14 protein-coding genes and 1 other annotated feature are annotated in these 15,756 nt (G+C 31.8%); of the genes, 1 reads left to right on the top strand and 13 read right to left on the bottom strand.

All coding sequences use genetic code 11. The annotated features are described in order from the left end of the window. Positions 1-21 precede the first annotated feature (21 nt). From trpD to EDC18_RS01820, 7 genes are all read right to left on the bottom strand, one after another. The gene (gene trpD, locus EDC18_RS01850) at positions 22-1,038 is read right to left on the bottom strand and encodes an anthranilate phosphoribosyltransferase (protein ID WP_132249683.1); all 1,017 of its coding nucleotides are present in this window, start codon (positions 1,036-1,038) and stop codon (positions 22-24) included. A 1-nt stretch (position 1,039) separates the two neighbouring features. Continuing rightward, on the bottom strand, positions 1,040-1,609 hold the full coding sequence (locus EDC18_RS01845; protein ID WP_132249681.1) for an anthranilate synthase component II: 570 nt from the start codon (positions 1,607-1,609) through the stop codon (positions 1,040-1,042). Next, complete coding sequence (locus EDC18_RS01840) at positions 1,593-3,023, bottom strand: anthranilate synthase component I family protein (RefSeq protein WP_132249679.1); 1,431 nt, start codon at positions 3,021-3,023, stop codon at positions 1,593-1,595. Before EDC18_RS01840 ends, EDC18_RS01845 begins: the two co-directional genes overlap by 17 nt. Before the next feature lie 248 nt (positions 3,024-3,271). Continuing rightward, positions 3,272-3,594 (bottom strand) — a binding site (T-box leader). A 128-nt stretch (positions 3,595-3,722) separates the two neighbouring features. Then, positions 3,723-5,069, bottom strand: coding sequence for a methyl-accepting chemotaxis protein (locus tag EDC18_RS01835; RefSeq protein WP_132249677.1), 1,347 nt, complete (start codon positions 5,067-5,069; stop codon positions 3,723-3,725). 243 nt (positions 5,070-5,312) lie between these two features. After that, positions 5,313-6,260, bottom strand: coding sequence for a DUF3137 domain-containing protein (locus tag EDC18_RS01830; protein ID WP_132249675.1), 948 nt, complete (start codon positions 6,258-6,260; stop codon positions 5,313-5,315). A 50-nt stretch (positions 6,261-6,310) separates the two neighbouring features. Then, positions 6,311-7,741: an MFS transporter gene (locus EDC18_RS01825; RefSeq protein ID WP_132249673.1), complete on the bottom strand. Its 1,431-nt coding sequence runs from the start codon at positions 7,739-7,741 to the stop codon at positions 6,311-6,313. A gap of 136 nt (positions 7,742-7,877) precedes the next feature. After that, positions 7,878-8,960, bottom strand: a complete 1,083-nt coding sequence (locus tag EDC18_RS01820; RefSeq protein WP_132249671.1) for a Gfo/Idh/MocA family protein — start codon at positions 8,958-8,960, stop codon at positions 7,878-7,880. A 160-nt stretch (positions 8,961-9,120) separates the two neighbouring features. Between EDC18_RS01820 and EDC18_RS01815 the strand changes: the two genes are divergently transcribed. Further along, positions 9,121-10,131, top strand: coding sequence for an NAD-dependent epimerase/dehydratase family protein (locus tag EDC18_RS01815; RefSeq protein ID WP_165878425.1), 1,011 nt, complete (start codon positions 9,121-9,123; stop codon positions 10,129-10,131). A gap of 193 nt (positions 10,132-10,324) precedes the next feature. Here the strand turns inward: EDC18_RS01815 and EDC18_RS01810 are convergent, their stop codons facing one another. From EDC18_RS01810 to EDC18_RS01785, 6 genes are all read right to left on the bottom strand, one after another. After that, positions 10,325-10,792: a hypothetical protein gene (locus EDC18_RS01810; protein ID WP_132249667.1), complete on the bottom strand. Its 468-nt coding sequence runs from the start codon at positions 10,790-10,792 to the stop codon at positions 10,325-10,327. A 125-nt stretch (positions 10,793-10,917) separates the two neighbouring features. Continuing rightward, positions 10,918-12,168, bottom strand: a complete 1,251-nt coding sequence (locus EDC18_RS01805; protein ID WP_132249665.1) for a glutamate-5-semialdehyde dehydrogenase — start codon at positions 12,166-12,168, stop codon at positions 10,918-10,920. Further along, positions 12,161-12,724, bottom strand: a complete 564-nt coding sequence (locus EDC18_RS01800; protein WP_132249663.1) for a 5-formyltetrahydrofolate cyclo-ligase — start codon at positions 12,722-12,724, stop codon at positions 12,161-12,163. Before EDC18_RS01800 ends, EDC18_RS01805 begins: the two co-directional genes overlap by 8 nt. Then, positions 12,721-12,924: a DUF896 domain-containing protein gene (locus EDC18_RS01795; protein ID WP_132249661.1), complete on the bottom strand. Its 204-nt coding sequence runs from the start codon at positions 12,922-12,924 to the stop codon at positions 12,721-12,723. The genes EDC18_RS01800 and EDC18_RS01795 overlap by 4 nt, the downstream gene beginning before the upstream one ends. 234 nt (positions 12,925-13,158) lie before the next feature. Further along, entirely contained in the window at positions 13,159-14,445 is a 1,287-nt protein-coding gene (locus tag EDC18_RS01790; protein WP_132249659.1) for a bifunctional folylpolyglutamate synthase/dihydrofolate synthase, read from the bottom strand. Between the two features lie 191 nt (positions 14,446-14,636). After that, the gene (locus tag EDC18_RS01785; protein ID WP_132249657.1) at positions 14,637-15,665 is read right to left on the bottom strand and encodes a hypothetical protein; all 1,029 of its coding nucleotides are present in this window, start codon (positions 15,663-15,665) and stop codon (positions 14,637-14,639) included. Between the last annotated feature and the right edge of the window lie 91 nt (positions 15,666-15,756).

The raw sequence follows: 15,756 nt of genomic DNA, 5'->3' as shown, positions 1-15,756 counted from the left end.
GTCCTCATCCTTTCAAGGGGCTTATGCTAACTTTTTTGTATAATTGACATAGGATTCAAGTTTTTTATATACTTTTTGACTACGGATCAACTCTCTAGCCATTGTAATACCTTCTTCTATATTTTTTACCTTACCAGCAATATAAAGTGCTGCTCCACTGTTTAGCAATAAAATATCTGTTTTTGGACTTTCTTCCCCATTAAATATAGCTTTAAGAATTGCTGCATTTTCTTCTTTATTCCCACCTTTAATGTCTTCAATAGATGCAGCCTTAAGACCAAAGTCTTCCGGTTTTACAAAGTATGTGGTTATTTGTCCATTATTTAGTTCAGTCATTTTCGTTGGCCCAGTAATGGTTATCTCGTCAAGACCATCACTACCGTGAACCACTAGGGCTCGCTCTACACCAACTTTTTGAAGAGCCAATGCCATAGTTTCTGTCAAATGGGCATCATAAACACCTAGTAGCTGTTTTTTTGCTAAAGCTGGATTAGATAAAGGCCCAAGAAGGTTAAAGATGGTTCTAAAACCTAAAGTTTTTCGAACAGTCATGGCATATTTCATTGCTTGATGATGATTTGGTGCAAATAAAAAACCTATATTTTCCTCTAGAATGCATTTTTTAATTTTTTCTTTATCTAAATCTAGATTAACATTCATTTCTTCCAAAACATCAGCACTTCCACACTTGCTACTAATGGAGCGATTACCGTGTTTTACTACTTTTAAATCTGCAGCTGCTAATACAAAGGCAACACCTGTGGATATATTAAAGGTACCCACACCATCTCCACCAGTACCGCATGTATCTATGGTGTCTAAGGCTTCTAAATCTATTTTATCTGCCTTTTCTCTCATTACTTTTGCTGCGCCAGCAATTTCATCTGCTGTTTCACCTTTTATTTTTAATGCTGTTAAGAAGGAGGATAACAAAATTTCATTGACTTCTCCGTTCATAATTTCAGTCATTACTATTGTCATTGTTTCTTCTGAAAGATTTTCTTTATGGATTACTTGTTCTAATGCCTCTTTAATCATCTTAAATATCCCCTTTCAAAAAGTTATAAATAATTTGGTGTCCTTCCTCTGTATAAATAGATTCAGGATGGAATTGCAACCCAACTGTTTTATAAGTTCTATGTTTTATTGCCATAATTTCTCCATCATCTGTTTCTGCAATAGCCATAAGTTCTTCTGGCAGGTTTTCTTTAATTACAGATAAAGAGTGATATCTGGCAACAGGTAAAGGGTTTGGAAGGTTTTTAAAAATACCTTCACCATCATGCGTAATGACTGATTGTTTGCCATGGAACAATGCTTTGGCATAACTTACGGTACCACCAAAAGCTGCTGCAATGGATTGATGACCTAAACAAATACCTAATATTGGATAATCTCTTGATAATTCTGTTACCACATCCATACATATACCTGCTTCATAAGGGGTTTTAGGTCCTGGTGATAATATGATTTTATCTGGATTAAGTTCTCTAATTTCTTTAATGGTAATTTTATCGTTACGTACTACTTTTATATCTGATGTGTATTTGCCAAGATATTGATACAAGTTATAAGTGAAAGAATCGTAATTATCAATAAGTAGAATCAAGACTGTCTACCTCCTCTAATAAAATTTTTGATAGTGCTTTTGCTTTGTGACAACATTCTTCATATTCCATCTCTGGTATTGAATCAGCAACAATACCTGCTCCAGCTTGTAAATACACTGTATTGGCTTTTTTAATCATGGTTCTTATGGTAATACATACATCCATATTCCCATTAAACCCAATATAACCAATGGCCCCACCATATAGACCTCTTCTAACAGACTCTAACTCATCAATGATTTCCATTGCCCTAATTTTCGGTGCCCCACTTAATGTACCTGCTGGCAAAAAGGAACCAAGAATATCTAACGAATGTTTTGATTTGCTAATGCCCTCAACTAAAGAAACAATGTGCATTACGTGAGAATAATTGTGAACTTCCATAAACTGGCACACATTAACAGAATTAAATTCAGCTATTTTTCCCATATCATTTCTAGCAAGATCTACTAACATAACATGTTCTGCTCTTTCTTTTTCATCCTCTAATAATTCCTTTTTAAGAGCTAAATCTTCCTCTGGTGTTTTACCTCTTTTTCTTGTGCCTGCAATTGGGCAAGTAAGGACTTTATCCCCTGTTTTATTCACCAACATCTCTGGTGAACTCCCTATAATCTCATAGTCAATAAAATTAAAATAATACAAATAAGGAGATGGGTTAAGCTCTTTTAATTCCTTAAACAAAGTAAACCCTTCTTTTTTTGTTTCAATTGCCCATCTTTGTGATAAAACAACTTGGAAGATATCTCCCTCTTTTATATACCTTTTGGCTTTTCTAACCTTTTCAGAAAACCCTTCCTTATTATCTGTCTTACCAACAATCACACCGTCACATTGACTGTATCCTTGAAATTTATTTGTTATTGGATTAGAAAAATAACCTTCTATTTCAACTTCTATGCCTTTGATCTTCTTACTGGCTCTTTCTTCACCCTCTACTGAATCACTCTCTAAAACCACAATGGTCATTTCCTTCGTCATATGGTCAATGGCAATAAACTCTTTAACCAATAAAAGCTGCACAGGCTCAATACCTAAAAGATCGTCATTAGAATTAGGCAACTCCTCTATATATCGAATAAAATCGTATCCAATAGCTCCAACCAAACCGCCTTCAAAAGGCAAATCAATAGAATTCATAACCTCATACTCTGAAAGATACGCTTTCAATAAGGCCACAGGATTTCCACTCAAAGTCCTGATATTCCCATTAAAATCATCAATACTCAATCCATCATCCCTAGAAACCAACTTCTCACAAGGTCTCTTCCCCGCAAATGAATAACGCCCTTTCCCATCACTATAACTCTCAAGTAAAAAACCTAACGCATCACCAACATACAACTCATACAAATAAGATGGATTAACACCTATATTCTCTAATCTCTTAAAATAAATCCTCAACTTCTTCATACTCAACAACTCCCAAATAATTTTTTATTATTATTTCTAATTTATAACATGCTCAAGCAAGTCAACTCTTATCCGACTCATGTTCCAGCAAGGCTTATATTATTGAATTGGCGTCGACCGGCTGAAAGGAAAGGCAGCCAATTTAATAATATAAGCCTTGCAGGAACAGCTTTCTAAAGTAAGTAACCTCTCTAAACCAAGGAACAACTTTTAAAAAAGGTAATAAAAAAACGCATTCATCCCCAAAAATATGGGACGATGCGTTACCGTGGTACCACCCAAGTTAGAATCCTATCTACAAAAGCAACTATCTTAAAATCAAAAAAGGTATCCCCCAAAATTTGGGAAATACCTATAGCCACCAAATGTAAATAACATTCTCTCTCATTTTCAGATACGGAAATAAATTCGATATCTTACCTCTGTAACGTAAGGACCACGGCATCAGCTACTATAATTCACCTTGCGTCTCACAAACCCATTCCTTAAAGGTCTCCTGTATCGATCTCACACCAACCATCGACTCGCTGAACATTTTCCAATAAGTACTCTCTTTGATCATTGACTTTAAACCATTTAATTTATAATAATATTATCAGACGACAAACAATATGTCAAGTTTTATTTAAAACACATATAATTTTGATAACTATAAAAGCAATTTCAACTCACAAAGTATCATTATTGAATGGATTTCTTTTATAATTCATTTTTCACTTGAAATACATCAACCATTAAACTTAATTTTTCTGCAGAGTTTGACATATTTTTTCCTGCAGTAGCAATTTTATTAATAGAAGCTGTTTGCTCTTGTATTGACGCTGCAACTTCTTCTGTTGATGCAGCATTTTCTTGTGCAACTGCTGATAGATTTTGTAAGGTATCTATTATTTCTTTTTTTAATTCTCCCACCTGATCTCCAGAGGTATTCAATCTGTTAACTGCTTCTTCTGATTTTTTAATTGCCACGGATATTAAAGTATATTTTGACTTACTATTTTCTATGCTTTTTTCTTGTGTTAGTGATATTGAAGAAACTTTCTCCATGGTATCAACTACAATCTTTGAAGTATTTTGTAATTCTTTTACTGTTTCATCAATTGATTTTGTAGAATCAGATGATTGTTCAGCTAAGTTTTTTATTTCATTTGCAACAATGGCAAATCCTCTTCCTGCTTCTCCTGCACGAGCAGCCTCAATTGCTGCATTTAAAGCTAATAAATTCGTCTGCTCTGCTATTGATGAAATTACACTAGTTGCTTCTCCAATCTTTCTTGAACTTTCATTTGATCTTAATATTACATCATAAATCTCTTTCATAGCCATACCATTTTTATCAGTAATATCAGATAACTCTTTCATCTCACTGAGTCCTTCTTCAACTAATTCACTAACATTTTTAGAGGATATATTCAATTCTTGCAAATGAATTTGATTATCTTCTATTGCAGCCCCTAATTGGACAGCTTTTGAAAATCCTTCTTCTATGTCTTGAGCTTGTTTAGTATTACCCACTGCAATTTCTTCTATTACTTTTGCAACTTCTTTGGTACTAATATTAATATCACTCAAACTTTTTGCAAAATTTGAAGTAACTTCTTCTGTGTCATTTGCACTTGTTTTAATTTCACTAATAAGACTATTTAATTTATCTATGGTTGCATTCGTTGCTACTGCAAGTTGTGCAAATTCCCCATTGCCTCTTACCTCAACATTATGAGACAAATCGCCTAAACTTAATTCATTAAGTGTTTTAATATGTGCCTTCAAAGGCTTTAATATAATAGTATTAAAGACAAATAATATAATAATATTAACAAAAAGTATGTTTACTACTGTATTTATGTAAGCACCAATATCGTTACTGATTATTCCAAGTTCAATGATAAAATTATTTATACTCTGTGTAATTGGTGCATTAATAATAAAAGTAATTGTTATAACCAATACTAACTTCCAACTTACGCTCCTAAAAAAACTAAAGTTTACTAATTTACTAATATTCCCATTCCCTTTTTCTTCTTGGTAGTCATTTTTTTTGTCCAAATGTATTCACTCCTTATAATAGTAAAAGTAACTGCTGTTGGTAATCTTATAAATAATAATACCAAAGTTACAATCATACTAATCACCTCCAAAAAGTTACTCAGACTGTTTTTGAAGGTGATTTTCATAACCAACTCCTTTTATTGTAATTTTATAATTGAATTCCGTCTAATAAAATTATTTATTATAATCATAACATAAATTAACTTTTTTTGTTGCTATCTATATATATCAACTTCCTGTTTACTCATCAAGATTTAGCTCCTCAATAACTTTAAAATACTTTGCCAATTGATCATAGTACTTTTTAACATTATCAAATTCCAATAAAGAATCTTTATACATAGGTTCTAAAATATTCCCTTTAGTAGGTATACCAATATACATTTTATTATTGATCAGTGCCATTTTAGGTTTGCCAATTCTACAACTCATCTCATAGATATCATCTATGAAAGAAGGGGTTAGTAGCTCTCTGGTTTCAATTTCATCCGTTCCATACACAGCAAACTTCTTCTCAAAGTCAATATCTTCTAATTTTACTCTCTCTGTTCCATTCCTACCCCCTAGATAGTTAAAAACACCTGCATCTTCAAGGATAAATGTTTCACCTTTAAAATTTTTATTAAAATCTATGATCATAAAAACGCCCTTAAAATAAGTTGCATAATGACTTTGACCCTTATGACCTCTTCGTCTCTCTTTAACTTCAAGTTCAGACATTTTTATATTTATACCTTTTCCAAGATTTTCCTTCTCTTGAGATGAGTATAATGTACCACTCACAAGATCTTCTCCTGTGTATTGGTCAGGACTCCCTATATAAAGCCTAGACAAATTAAATTCTTCAATAGGAATAAAAGCATCTGGTTTGTACTCTAAAGACTCACTAAAAAAAACGATGGCTTCTTTGATGAAGATCTCTTTAAACTCAATTAGATAGTTTCTTTTAATAAAATATTGTAAAATATACCCTGTTAAAATTTGAATACTAATAACCACAACGGTTATTAGAAGTGTTGGAATTAATTTATAACGATAAAATATTAAAAATAAACAAACGCCTATAACAACCACTAGACCATACATTAAATCTAATCTTCTCTTAACATTTTCCCTTTGGCTATCAAGGGCAACTAATCTGTAATACATACTATTGTAATATGTACGAAACTCGTCAAGTGATTTCATTTTTCACCCTCCGAAATTAATGGTTACTATATAATATTCCAATTTAAAAATTAGTTCACTATTTCTGTGTCAATAATTTCACTTTGTATGTTCAATACTTTGTCTTTATTTAAAGTGTATTTTCTATAAATAAATAATGCAATAATTAAAACAATAATACTGCCAATACAAAGAATTAGTCCAAGCATTAAAGAGGTATAATATGATTGAATTTCAATTTCAGCGTTAAAACCAATAACATCAAGAGAAATACCAACTAAGAATATTGCAATAGCTTGAGATGCCTTATAACCAAAAGTCATGGTTCCAAAGTATATACCTTCTGATCTTTTTCCCGTTTCATACTCTTCTACATCAATTACATCTCCAACCATTGCAGGTGGAAATAAAAATAAACCTCCAGCTCCAAAACCCACTACACCTAAAATGGGAATTAAAAGCCAAAAATGTGTTCTAACGATATGTTTGAAAATAACCAACCCTGTTAAAAAGATACAGCCAATTAATGAAATAAGAATGGATTTTTCCATTGAAGGTTGCTTATCATTTTTAGCAGAATATTTGGTCCAGAAAGGTTGCGAAAGTAAACTCATTAAAAAGAAGATGCCCATAACAATACCGATCTGATTATTATCCATAATAAAGGTATAGGTAAAAACATGTAAACCAAGGGTTCCAATTAATGCAGCGCAAATATTAACAAACAAGTAACCCCAAAATATCTTACTAAAATACCTATTTTTTAGTGCCTCTGAAAACATTATAAAAATATCCTTTAAAATATTTTTAGATTTTTCCATCTCTGATTTGGCTTTAGGTAAATTAGGAATATACTTTTTGGTTACAAAATAACAGATAAACCCAGATACTAAAACAATGATAGATATGGTAATGCCCATTAATTCATATCCAACAGGATTCATTTGACCTATTGGAAACTCATATGTACTTCTAAAAAACCAAGTAATGCCTACTACTGTAGGAAAGGCAAGTCCCATTAGAAAGAAAAAAATTCTATAACCTTGAATAGCCGTTCTTGTATCATAATCATAAGAAAGCTCAGCACCTAATGCTGTATAAGGTGTACCATAAACAGTCATTACAGTTTTTAATACAAATATTAAAAGGAATAGGAAAACAACTTTAATTTCCATACTATAACTAGGATTAATCGTCCACATAAAATAGTTAAAAAAGGCAATGGTAATTGTTCCCCAAAATAAATAAAAATGTCTTCTACCGCGCTTAAACTTGGTATTATCGGATAAATAACCGATAACTGGATCAGTTACAGCATCCCAAAACACACTTAAGGCCACAATAAAACCAACATACCTACCTGGCACACCTAATATAACTGTAGAATAAAACATTAAAAAACTTGCCAAACATTGCATAGCAACACCAAAACCTAAATTCCCTATACCATATGAAAGTTTATCAAAAAAACCTATTTTAGTTGAATATTTAATGTCCTTCATGTGTCCCCCTGAATTCCCAATAATATTTGATAATAATTGATATTAATTGATATTAATTGATAATATTATACTATATTTCTTTGGTTAGTACATTAATATTTAATTAAAGATAACCAAAGAATTTCTTAAATTACTTTTAAAGCCTTGCCCATTTTTGATATTTTGTTTTTACTGTAATGTCCTTTTCTATAGCTTCTTCTATCATTAAAGATAAGTACTGATCTTGACAAGCTTCTGCCAGACTATAAAAAGATTGTCCTGTTTTTACATATTCGCTCATTTTTATAATTGTAGTCCCTAAAGCTATTTCTTCATCTGACATTCTAGAAGGCATAAACTCATTTTTATATAGCCATTCCCCTTCACCTATAATGCCTTTAAAGTAATAACCTTCTAGATTCTCAAATTCTCCTGCACTTTTTCTTTTAAGCTCAAATTCTATTGGTGTTAGATAATCCTTTAAATAACTCACTCTTGTATTTTTTATTTCCCCTTTTGTGCCTCTAATGACAACATTTTGAGATCTTACCCAAGAACGATGTTGGTTATTTTCAAAATTATGACATCCCACTTTACCATCAAAATCTAAAATGGCTATTGTATGTTCATTTTCCACTAAATTATCTTTATTAGGTGGACCGCTTCTTCCAGGTCCTTCAATAACAGGATTTTTAAATCTGTAGGCTCTGATGGTAGCATTTTCAAATTGTATGCCTAAGTACTTTCTCATTAAACTTATACTATGGTACCCTTGGCTAATTGAAACTTCACAATATTGTACGGGTCCAATTGTCTTGGCATCTATTAATGATATCCTCGATGCATGAATCGGTTGTAGATGATATTGCTCTGCAATTTGTATTTTCGAGTTTACATTAATATTATTATGTAATCTAATTAAGTCTTCTATTGTATTTCCTGGTGGGGTCTCTGCTAATACAGGAATATTCTTAGATGTAAGATCTAAGATAACCTCTGTTCCGGCTTTTTTAGCAACTGCAGTTATTACAAATTCCGGCTTATGCTCTTCTAGAAGTTCTTCTATGGTATGATAGACATTCACATTCCATTTGTTACCTATCTTTATTTTGTTTTCTTCACTTCTTGTTACAACACCACAGACTTCAAATCGATCAGGACATGCTTTTGCCACATTTAAAAAACATTCAGCTCTCCATCCACTACCAATTATCCCAAAGATTATTTTTTTAGAATTCATACCTTCAGTCCTTTCAACTATTGTATAAATAGTTTACAGGATTTAGATGAATTATGCAAAATCTATTTACTTTGAATTCACACCCCGCAAATATTGCGTTGTTTCAATTTTGTTATTAGGCTATACTAAAGAAGAATATAAGTTGAAAGGATGGGGTAAGATGAAAGTTTTAGTTTTAGGTGGAACAGGTGTAATCAGTCGTGCTATTGTTGTAGAACTATTGAATAAAAATTATGAAGTAACTATCTTTAATAGAGGTAACAATACATTATTTGATGGTCAAGTTGAGCAGATTATTGGTGATAGAAATAATAAAGAACAGTTTGAATCTGCATTTAAGAATCGTTTTTTTGATGTTGTTATTGATATGATTTCCTTTCATGAACAAGATGCCATAATGACCGTTGATACTTTTAAAAATCAAACCAGTCAAATAATTTTCACTTCTAGTGTAGCAGCTTATAAAAGACCTTATAATACGTTACCCATTATTGAAGAAAAAGAATCATTATGTGATGACCCAAGCTTCCTATATGCATATAAAAAAGCTGAAATGGAAAGATATCTTCACACAGTGATTGAAGAAGGCATACTTCCTATTACAATTGTTAGACCTTCTTTAACTTATGGTATAGGTGCGGCCAATATAGGTGTCTTAAGACAAAATTATGGTATTGTGGATAGAATAAAAAAAGGCAAACCACTTATTATGTTTGGTGATGGTACAAACCCTTGGAGCTTTACTTTTGCACCTGATTTGGCGAAAGGCTATGTGGCATTAGTAGGGAATAAAAAAGCATACGGTGAAGCATATCACATTACAAATGAAGATAGACAAATGTGGAAAGATTTATACTTAGAGATTGGTAAAATCGTTGGGATTGAACCTATTATTAACTATTTGCCATCTGAGATCCTTTATAAAGGAAACCCAGACCTATTTACTCATATACACTTAGAAAAATGTTATCCAGGTATATTTGATAATTCAAAGATCAAAAGAGATGCTCCAGAGTATGAAGCAACAATTGGCTTAAATGAAGGTTTGAAAGAAATCATAAATTGGTTTGAAGCATCTGGTAAATATGTTGATCCTGAAAAAGATGCTTTAGAAGATAAGCTTGTTGAGGTTTATAGACAGTTAGAAAGGAATATTCAAATCATTAACTAACAAACATATTAAGGGGATCATTAATAATTGTCTCTCAGTCTGTAGGCAAGCTGATAGAACAAGAATTTTTATTTTATATAAGTGTAATAACGCAGCAAGGATGGTTGCGGGTTTCCGGAACTCATGTATAATCAAAATCCATATATCACCTATAATAGAATATATTAAAAGAGACAATTAATAATTGTCTCTTTTAATATGGGTTCACGTTTTTTTGTCTATTCACTTCGCCTGTAACACCAATAATTAATTCATCCATTATCCTATGATCAATTGTAATAACACCACTTACACCTTGAATTTGCATATTATATTGGGACTCCTCATAACCATAGGAACATCTAATAATTCTATCTTTATAATATATTTTCAATTCATATTCGTGAGGCAATCGATCCATTAAAAGACCTTTACTTAATGTTCCATTATTAATTATCTCTATAAACTTATCAATTGTCTCCTTATCCATAACTTCTATTTCTTCTTTTAATGCATATTGCTTATTATCTAAGTCTGACCAAACAGATATAATACCTACTTTAGTAATCCCCCTGCTTTCAATAAAACTTTCTTTTTCTTCCCCTAATACAAAAAGTCTAATTAATGTCAAACTCCCTATAACCAACAATAAAAAAACTACGCCAATATATATTTTTTTCATTTTTAACCTCCTAAGGTAATAGTTGTTAAAACTTGGTATATACTAATTGACGTAGTGATTAAAAGTTTTGTTCCCATTTTGATACTAAATTTTAATATAAATTTAATCTTATCAGGTGTCTGCTATTATTCTCTAATTTGTCCATTACCGTATATAATATATTTTGTCGTTGTTAATTCTTTTAACCCCATTGGTCCTCTTGCATGGAGTTTTTGAGTACTAATACCGATTTCTGCACCAAAACCAAATTCAAATCCATCTGTAAATCGAGTGGATGCATTGACATAAACAGCAGCTGCATCTATTGCATCTAAGAATCGATTTGATTTTTCATAATTATTTGTTATGATGGCTTCTGAATGCTTTGATCCGTAAGTGTTAATATGATTAATGGCCTCTTCAATATTTGCTACAGTTTTCATAGAAACAATATAATCTAAATACTCTGTTGACCAATCCTCTTCGCAAGCATCAACTATTTTGTCACTGTATTTTTTAATTTCTTCGTCGCCACGGATTTCAACATTGCCTTCTTGTAATTTGGCAATTAATAGAGGCGCTACTTTATCTAAAATCTCTTTATTAATTAAAATACTCTCACAAGCATTACATACCCCTGGTCTATGGGTTTTGGCATTATAAGCAACTTTTACAGCCATATTAATATCTGCTTCAGAGTCAATATACACATGGCAATTACCTACCCCTGTTTCAATAACAGGAATGGTACTGTTTTCTACTACGGTTTTAATTAAACCTGCCCCACCTCTTGGGATAAGCACATCAATATATTGATTTAAGCGCATCATTTCTTTAGCGGTTTCTCTGCTTGTATCTTCTAACAATTGAACGGCTTCTGCTGGAAGACCTATGCTCATTAGTGCATCTTGAATAATCTCAACAATTTTAGTATTGGCATGAATGGCTTCACTACCGCCTCTAAGAATCACTGCATTTCCTGTTTTAAAACACAAACCAAAAGCGTCAACAGTTACATTTGGTCTTGCTTCATAAATAATACCAATAACCCCTAAAGGCACTCTTTTTTGCCCTAACTGTAAGCCATTAGGTCTTTTTTTCATCCATAAGACTTCTCCTACTGGATCTTCTAAATTAATTAGCATTTTCAGACCTTCTGCAATACCTTCAATTCTATTATGATTCAGTGTTAGCCTATCCATTAAGGCCCCAGTAATACCTTTTTCTTTCGCACTTTCTAAATCTTTTCCATTCTCTTCAAGAATCTCTGCCTCTCTCTTTATCAAAGCCTCTGCAACAGCTTCAAGAGCATTATTCTTTTCATTAGAACTTAAAAGCATTAGCTTACGACTTACTTCTTGGGCTTTCTGCCCCTTCATTATTAATTCATTAGACATCCTTATCACCTCTTATTATTCTTTTTTCAGTTATAATGGTATCAGGTTTTATATCATTATGTTCATTTGGAATACTATCTAAAACTTGAAAATCAAATGTAAGTGCAATCTTTGAAAAAGGTTTTCTATCCTCTAAAAATTTATCATAGAAACCGCCACCATAACCTATTCGATTTCTTTGGGTATCAAAAGCTAACCCAGGCATAATGACTAAAGTCGTCTCATCTAATAAAGCTTCCTCTTTACTATGTGGCTCAAGTATATTATAGTACCCAATTTGCAAATCATTCCACGAACTTATGTAATAAAATCTCATTACATTATCCACTATCTTAGGTACGGCAATTCTTTTATGATCCATCCACCCTTGTTCAATAATCCCTTGAGTTCTCACTTCTTGATTAAAAGGCACATAGACAAAAATAGTATTACAACTATCATATTCTACTTGTTCAAGAAGGGTTCTTGCTATTGTCTCACTATCAAAGCGAATCTTGTCTTCCCTTAAAAGACTCTTCTTTTGAGAAATAAAACGACGAATCTCTTTCTTCGTCATTCTTTCGGTTTTAATGGTCTTATGGTACCATCTTCATCCTTAATCTTAATAGTACTCATAGTACTTCTAAAATTCCCTCTAATCAAAGACAAATACTCTTCCCTAAGAACAGCCTGCTCCTGAACTTCAGCCTCAGTCAACCCTTCTGCCTTCTTCTTCCTAGCCAACTCATTTATCCTATCAATCTTATGTTGTTCCATAAAAAAATCTCCTTTCAAAGTAAAAACTAAAGTTTATTTATATTTATAATTGTCATTATATACTATTATAAGAATCTTCCCTATCAAATCCATAACAAACAGTACTCTCAGACTAAGGTATATATATATAAGATGTAACAGCGGAGCCAAGGATGGCGTAGCTTGCCCCTTATATCCAAGGAAGGATATGGGGCAATTAATCTTATATATATAATACCTTAGTCTTCCTATTCACTAATTAAAACACAAGACTCTTCTCCTTACTTCCCCAATCAAATATAACGACCCAAAACACAAAATCACTTCATCTTTCCTTGTACATTCAAAAGCCCTAGTAATAGCATTTTCAATCTCTTCTTCCACTATAACATCCTCACAATACTTCCTAGCAACCTCACCTAACGCTTCACCAGACAAAGCTCGAGGATTATCAGGGGTCGTAGCAATAATCCTATGAGCCTTATGCCCAATAATACTTAAGATTTGCTCATAGTCCTTATCCTTCAACATCCCAACTAAAAAAGTCAATTTCTTATCCATCAAATAAGCATCAACAGAATCTGATAAAGCTTCAATACCAGAAATATTATGAGCACCATCAATGATAAAATAAGGCTCCGTTTTTAATACCTCAAACCTTCCAATCCACTTTGCATTACTAAGACCATTTATTAAACTTTCTCTAGATACCCTCAATAAACCTTTTTCATTCAATACCTCGATCACTGTAATTGCAGTAATAGCATTTAATAATTGATGCTTACCTAATAAAGTGATTCGAAGATTCTCATACGCATTATAATTAAAAACAATCCCATTTAAGTCATTACTAATAATCTTATAATGATTACTCGGCACTACAAAGTGATTGTTTCTTTCTTCTGCAGTTTTTTTAATGACTTCAAGTGCTTCATTTTTCTGATCAAGATAACTTACTGTAATCCCATTATCCTTAATAATACCACATTTTTCAAAAGCAATCTTGTCAATGGTATCCCCAAGATAATCTGTATGATCTAAACTTATGGAAGTTATTACAGAAACCAAGGGTAGATCAATAACATTTGTTGAATCTAATCTTCCGCCCATACCTACTTCAAGGACAACTATATCACAGTTCTTTTCAAAAAAATGTTGAAAGCCAATGGCCGTAACAATCTCAAATTCTGTTGGATGATTAAAACCTTCCTTCACCATATGATCAACATGGCTTTTTATATCTTCAGTTATTCTTGCTAAGTCCATTTTAAGAATTTGTTCATCATTTATAATTATTCGCTCTGTAAAGGCTTCTATATAAGGGGATGTAAACATACCAACTTTATAACCCTCTTCTTTTAAAATACTTGCAAGGATTGCACAAGTTGACCCTTTCCCATTGGTGCCTGCTACATGTATGAATTTTAATTTTTTTTGTGGATTACCCATTAATTCTAATAATTTACGTATATTATCAAGTCCAAGCTTATCACCGAATCTTAATGAACCATGAATATATTCTAACGCATCTTCGTAAGTCATAAAAACCCTCCATAATGTAAACTCTATTGCATCCCCATATTTTTCTTATTAGAAAAAAGGTAGCCCAAAATAGTTCATATATAAAAATTTTACTTTTATAGTAACATGTATCAATTTTTTTTCCAAGAGTTTTTTAATGCCTAAATCCTAAAAGAAAAAACTAGTGCAATCATCACTAGTTTAAAGTAGCATTAATCAAATTTATAAATCTCTTTGTATTCCTTAAGCCAATAGTCCATACTAGACCCTTCAGATCCTTTCTCTAAAGTTGCTAACATTAACGCATCTAGATTGTACCCACTTGTTTCAAAATCAATATAATTGAAGGTAAACATAATATAATACTTACTATCACATTCTATGATTTGTTCAACAATTGGGATTCGAGAAACACCCGAAACAACAGGATATGTATATGAATTATTGGTATAAATAATGCCATAATCAAATACTGAATTATGTTCTATGTCTTTAATACCAAAAAAATCATAAATTATTTTATCTACTTCAGACTTTTCAATTGTTGTGGCATTAATATGGTTATACGCATAATATAAAATTGCAAAAGTAATAAGTTGATCATTCTCTAAATGAAACTCTTTAAATGGTTGTAAATACCCTTTTTCTAATTCAGAAAAATATTTTTCAAAAGGTGCTCTTGATAATTCTGTTATTTCTAATTCTTCAAATGGTAATGCCCTATGAAAAATAAAATTGCCATTTCCAATTCCCCACATAGCACCTTCTCCAATGTCTGTTAAATCAATTGTAAGGTCTAATGTATCTTCTAAAAACTCTAATGTAATTTGCCCTTTATTCCCCCATCCGTCATCAGAAAAAAGGTACTTTAGAATATTATTGGACCTTAATGCTTCAAAAGTTACACTAGCAATTCTATTGGAGGGGGCACTTTGTATTGTACTTATTTCACCTTTAATAATTTCATTATTGATCTGTTGGATATCTAAAATCATGCCACCAAAAACATATATTAAAGGCTGGCACTGTTTAATATCTTCACTTTCTATGAGCCATATCCCCTCATAGGTCTTTCCTTTTGTATCTTCTTTTTCTCCATTCCTTTTATTGGATATTCTAAATTCTAATTTATTTTCTTCATTCTTAAAATTCAAATCAAAGTACCTAATGAAGATAATAATACCAATGATTAGTACTCCAATTAGTATTAATGCGATAGCCATATCCCTTCTTGCTTTCATAGATTGCAAATTTCCTCTTTTTAATATTATATATAGCCTTTATTATTTTTAATACTATTATTGGTTGTAAAATTTAAAACTTCCTGTGGAA

Origin of the sequence: Natranaerovirga pectinivora (assembly GCF_004342165.1) — a bacterium.
GTDB classification, from domain to species: domain Bacteria; phylum Bacillota; class Clostridia; order Lachnospirales; family DSM-24629; genus Natranaerovirga; species Natranaerovirga pectinivora.
Note: the sequence above shows the minus strand (reverse complement) of the source record. Positions and strands in the feature narration are given on the sequence as shown.

Excerpts from the sequence above, each read along its gene's own strand:
- EDC18_RS01815 (WP_165878425.1), top strand. The coding sequence starts at position 9,121 with ATGAAAGTTTTAGTTTTAGGTGGAACAGGTGTAATCAGTCGTGCTATT.
- EDC18_RS01785 (WP_132249657.1), bottom strand. The coding sequence starts at position 15,665 with ATGAAAGCAAGAAGGGATATGGCTATCGCATTAATACTAATTGGAGTA.
- EDC18_RS01820 (WP_132249671.1), bottom strand. The coding sequence starts at position 8,960 with ATGAATTCTAAAAAAATAATCTTTGGGATAATTGGTAGTGGATGGAGA.
- EDC18_RS01830 (WP_132249675.1), bottom strand. The coding sequence starts at position 6,260 with ATGAAATCACTTGACGAGTTTCGTACATATTACAATAGTATGTATTAC.
- trpD (WP_132249683.1), bottom strand. The coding sequence starts at position 1,038 with ATGATTAAAGAGGCATTAGAACAAGTAATCCATAAAGAAAATCTTTCA.
- EDC18_RS01825 (WP_132249673.1), bottom strand. The coding sequence starts at position 7,741 with ATGAAGGACATTAAATATTCAACTAAAATAGGTTTTTTTGATAAACTT.
- EDC18_RS01795 (WP_132249661.1), bottom strand. The coding sequence starts at position 12,924 with ATGGAACAACATAAGATTGATAGGATAAATGAGTTGGCTAGGAAGAAG.
- EDC18_RS01840 (WP_132249679.1), bottom strand. The coding sequence starts at position 3,023 with ATGAAGAAGTTGAGGATTTATTTTAAGAGATTAGAGAATATAGGTGTT.
- EDC18_RS01790 (WP_132249659.1), bottom strand. The coding sequence starts at position 14,445 with ATGACTTACGAAGATGCGTTAGAATATATTCATGGTTCATTAAGATTC.
- EDC18_RS01800 (WP_132249663.1), bottom strand. The coding sequence starts at position 12,724 with ATGACGAAGAAAGAGATTCGTCGTTTTATTTCTCAAAAGAAGAGTCTT.
- EDC18_RS01805 (WP_132249665.1), bottom strand. The coding sequence starts at position 12,168 with ATGTCTAATGAATTAATAATGAAGGGGCAGAAAGCCCAAGAAGTAAGT.
- EDC18_RS01810 (WP_132249667.1), bottom strand. The coding sequence starts at position 10,792 with ATGAAAAAAATATATATTGGCGTAGTTTTTTTATTGTTGGTTATAGGG.